The 612-nt window shown below is 62.7% G+C and carries 1 pseudogene; it reads right to left on the bottom strand.

Going from position 1 to position 612, the window contains the following annotated elements:
* Nucleotides 1-580: pseudogene (locus B5M41_RS27230) on the bottom strand (IS5 family transposase); the annotation flags it as partial.
* Nucleotides 581-612: the final 32 nt, after the last annotated feature.

Below are 612 nucleotides of genomic sequence, written 5' to 3'. Positions count from 1 at the left end.
CGGCTCGAGGGGATGCACGGCTCGATGTCTCGTGCTTCCAGTTCCTGGCGCAACCAGGCGCTGTCGTAGCCGCGGTCGGCGATCAGATGAGAGGCCGGCGGCAAGGCGTCGAGGACGAGACGGGCGCCTTTGTGGTCGCTCATCTGGCCTTCCGATAGGAGCAGGATGATCGGCCGTCCGTCACCGTCGCAAACGGTGTGGAGCTTCGAGTTCAGCCCACCTTTTGTTCGCCCGATACGACGGGGAACATCCCCTTTTTGAGCAGGCTTGCCGCGGTGCGGTGAGCCTTGAGATGCGTCGCGTCGATCATGATACGCTCGGGTTTCGGCCCTTTGCCGGCGAGCCCGGCGAAGATCCGGTCGAAGACGCCGAGCCGGCTCCAGCGAATGAAGCGGTTGTAGAGCGTCTTATGCGGACCGTAGCCAGTCGGCGCGTCCTTCCACCGGAGACCGTTGCGAATAACGTAGACGATGCCGCTCACCACCCGGCGGTCATCGACCCTCGGCACTCCGTGGGACAGCGGAAAGAACGGCGATATCCGCGCCATCTGGCGCTCGCTTAGCAGAAACAAATCACCCATCAAGGCCTCCTATTGGAAGCCGTGAAGCACAT

Origin of the sequence: Shinella sumterensis, from assembly GCF_004514425.2 — a bacterium.
In the GTDB taxonomy this organism is placed as follows: Bacteria; Pseudomonadota; Alphaproteobacteria; order Rhizobiales; family Rhizobiaceae; genus Shinella; species Shinella sumterensis.
This window is presented reverse-complemented; position numbering and strand designations above follow the sequence as displayed.